The sequence below is a fragment of the Candidatus Venteria ishoeyi genome (genome assembly GCF_030378065.1).
In the GTDB taxonomy this organism is placed as follows: domain Bacteria; phylum Pseudomonadota; class Gammaproteobacteria; order Beggiatoales; family Beggiatoaceae; genus Venteria; species Venteria ishoeyi.
The window spans coordinates 1-4,033 of the sequence record NZ_JAUCGJ010000096.1 but is presented as its reverse complement, the minus strand read 5'-3'; the positions used below and the strand labels follow the sequence as shown (position 1 = coordinate 4,033).

At 40.6% G+C, this 4,033-nt stretch carries 1 protein-coding gene; it reads right to left on the bottom strand.

The genetic code is table 11. The features are described 5' to 3' along the window. Positions 1-305: 305 nt before the first annotated feature. A complete protein-coding gene (locus QUF61_RS17975) occupies positions 306-3,509 on the bottom strand; it encodes a hypothetical protein (protein ID WP_289682930.1) in 3,204 nt (1,067 codons plus the stop codon). Positions 3,510-4,033: the final 524 nt, after the last annotated feature.

Here is a 4,033-nt window from a genome sequence, read left to right as displayed (position 1 = left end):
TGCGGTTTTTTACCAAATAAAAGGTTGCGGTTTATTTTTAGATGGGACGAACCGCATGAACGCCCCATATGTTAAGCTTTCAATGCTTCGATTTCTGTATTTAATTCTTTTATTGCATTTATCAAAGAAGCAATTATTGGGCGGTCTGACATTGTCATAGTTCCTCACTCTTTTTGATTTACTGCTTCAGGAATTACAGTTTGCACGTTCTGTGCTATTAATCAAGTATATTCATTTTCAGTATCTAGTCCACTTTCAGCGTTCCATTTATAAGTTTTCGGAGTAATTGCAAGTATCGCACTTAATCATGTCGTAAAATCTCTTTTAATGTCTTTTAAATTCTCATCTGAACTTGCTGTAATATTACCGCCTGCATCTGTGACTAATGTTCCTGCTCCGTAAGAGTGAAAACGGATTGCTCCAGCACTACTAATTGTTTGTCTAGTTGAAGCTCCGCTAACAGCTAACATTAAGTCACCGCTAGAGTTTGAGTGTACTGCACCTGTAGTCGTTCCGTTACTTCTGAATCTTAAGTAAGGAGTTCCATTTGTATCATTAATATTAATTTCAGCATCAGCCATTTTAATGTCAAGTGCTGCTGATGGCGTTGGGCTTCCTATACCAACTTTACCATCGAAATCCATTGTCATATATTTCTGAAAAACGCTGTCGCCTGTCGAGCGTCTTCCTAAATGTAGTTTTGTAGTATTGTTTCCAGATTGATCAACGTGCATCCCCATTTTATCGCCTAAAGCACTACCGCCTGGATCAAGCATAATGTCGCCGTGTGTGGCATTTGATGATAAAATATCTAATTTTGCAAACGGCATTTTACCTATTCCAACATTGCCACCAGATGTAATGTGAAAGCGGTTTGTGAATGTGTCCACGCCATTCCAGTGACCCATCTGAAATGCTTCGCCGTCTGGAAATGCCACGTCAGCAGTTCCACCAGATAAATATAAAGCTGGTTTTGTTGCATCGCCACCGTGAATATGTAGTTTTCCAAGTGGGCTTGTTGTTCCTATCCCTACATTACCATTGCTTAAAATCTGAACCCGATTATTTGAGCCGTCAGTGTTAAACTGCATTCCTGTGCCAGTGCCAGATTCAATTGTTACATAACCATCACTATATAGTTTTTGAGCTGCTTTAATTTTGATATTGCCGTCAACATGCAGCTTGTCGTCTGGCGCAATTCCTATTCCTACATCACCAGCACTATCAACCGTCACCCTTACATCGTTCTCATCTCTAATTGTTAGCTCACCACTTGCACCAGCAACGAGATTAAATCTTGATCCTTCTGTTGAGTTTTTTATTCCAAGCTTTGGAAGTGTATCTTCAATTAATATGTCACCGTCTTTGATGTGTAATTTTTCATCTGGGCTTGTTCCTATTCCTACATCACCATCATTATCAATTCGCATACGCTCCACCCATGCAGAACTGCCGTGCCGATTTGCAAATACTAATTGAGCACCGCCTGAATTTAATGCCTGTATTTTTGCACCATATCCATTTGAGTTTCCAGCTATTTTAAACTCAAGACCACTATCGCCTGTCAAATCAGCGGCTGAGCTTGTGTCACGAATAGACCCCACACCTGCGGCTTCCCCGATTGTTGGGGATACTATTGTGCTGTAAACATCTAGTTTTGTGTGAGGAGTATCAGTTCCGATTCCTACATTACCAGTACTATCAACCGTCACTCGCTTTGTGTTATCAGTCCACAAGCTCAAGTCAGTGCTTTCATATCCAACGAAGCCAGTCGAACTAGCACTATTAGTTAGACGCAGATAAACTTTAGTACCTAAAGACCGGACATTTGCAGGAACTGAGCTTGTACTTATCGCATCAAATCCATCATTTGCAGTCAACTTATCAGAGAATGTTTTTTCCCCTGCTGCCGTTTCAACTCCTGTTTTGTGTACCACGTTTGTATCATCCGCCTTCAGTGCTAGTGAATCAAATACGCCGTTGCTTTCTACTGGATTAGTACTTGTATCAGTTGGAACAGTGTCAAAAGTCAATGTGTTTTGTTTCAGAGCTAAATCAGCAATGATTTTAGAAGCAGAAAAAAGTTCTGTCGCTGTAGTTCCTGCGTCGTTTATTACTCTGTGCTTTGTGTCATCTGCTATATGCGTATCAATTTGAACATGCGTATTAGTTCCGATATTTGAAAGCAGTGTATGATCTGTAACTCCACTTGCTGGAGTTTCACTTTGCCACCCGTTCGTTGTATCATATGTCAACACTTGCCCGTCAATGGGGGACATTGTAGTAAATACATCTGAGAGCGTTTTAATGCTCTGAGCAGATAGATTTTCTAGTTTGGTATCAAGTGTTGTTTGAAGGTTTGTAATTGCACTTATTGGATGAGAATCTGCATCACTTCGCCCTGTCGTATCATTATGAACAGTCGCAACCCCTGAAATAGTACCTGTTCCGCCTTCTTTCGCTTGTCTCAAGTCAACGATTACTTCATCAGCTGAAACATCGTCAACCTGACCCAATCTGTCTACAATAACGGCGTATATTGGAAGAAATTCAGGACTTGGCAAGCCGTCAAGAGCTAATTCATTTATAGCCGTTCCAACATCAGCCCTAGCGTTAGCACTGTTTGAATATACTTTTTGACCTAAAACTTTTACATATGGGAACTCTGCATCATTTGTGAGAATGAAAAACATTATCATCCGATCATTGCCCGTTACATCTCTGAGCTCATAAAGTCCTGTCGGTGTGTAATCTGTGCCAGCAGTTCCATAATTTACATACGCAGTATCACAATTGAATTGAGTTGCTCCGCCGTCTAAGTGTGCAATGTCTGTGCTATCTGTCAAAACAGCCCAAAATGCCCCATCTCTCCATAAAAAAGGCGCGTCTGCCTGTTGGCTAGATGTTATCGGCAAATCTTCATCGTATGCTACACCGCTTGTAATTTGAGTGTATGTAGTACCACCATCGACTACGCCCTGCAATTCCATACCTGATACATACCTTGTGCCCTCTGTCATGTGCAAATATTTATGAGTTGCTCCTGACATTTGAACGCCGTGTCTTTCGTCTCCAAAAGTTACTAAAGCTTGGTCAACTGAGTTACCATATACAACGGCAGTAATTGGCGTTTTTGTGAAATAATCAAAAGAAAACACATTGCTTGAAGTAATAGTTCCAGCTGTTTCATGATATACAAATTGTAATCCAGACTGATTTGGAAAAGTTACTTTTTGAGTTGTAGAGATTACTTTCTTTGTCCCCTCTACCCATACGATATACGTCCCATCTCCACCATCTCCAACACTAACGGGGGAAATTGCGAACTCCCGAGCGTTAGCACTCGATCCGTCATAAAATAACCCGTCTGTTCTTGTCGTGGTGTTCCCGTCTTGATCTATTGCTATGATTTTCGTTCCATCTGGAGAAAGTTCTATAATTCCATTTGTGAGTGGGTTTTCCCTGTCAAATCCGCTTGGCTCGCCTGTTGCCGTTATTGCCTGATCCATTTCAGTGAATCTTAGTTTCTCTGCTTCTGTGAGTTGTGCAAAGGCTACCCAAAATAAAGGGGAAGAGGCTGGATCTTGTCCTGTTCCTGCTTGAATACATGCGTATAATATTCATGCTGAGTTTATAATTTCATTCACCGCATACGCCTGTGTTGCTGAGTATTCTCCGACTTTTCAGAAAATATTGTTTATTCTATCCGCACTTACGGCTCAAGTTGTTGCTCATACTCCGCCAACCGTTGCTACTATGTTCGTTTCTCTGGTCATGTTGTGTTAAATAAAAAATTAAGCTACCCAAAGTCAAGCACTATCCCATGTTCAAGCACTGTCCCAGAATCAAGTTGTCAAGATCCATATTGCCACTGGTGGCGTTACGTTACTTACAAGAACTCAGAGAGCAGAAAGGTTTGTGATGTTTCATAAATTTTGCATAAAAAAATGTTTAATTTTATCTGTTTTATTATACACGAGCATAAAAAAAAGCAAGTTAGACTTGCTTATTCTTAATATACTCTGAGTAGTAC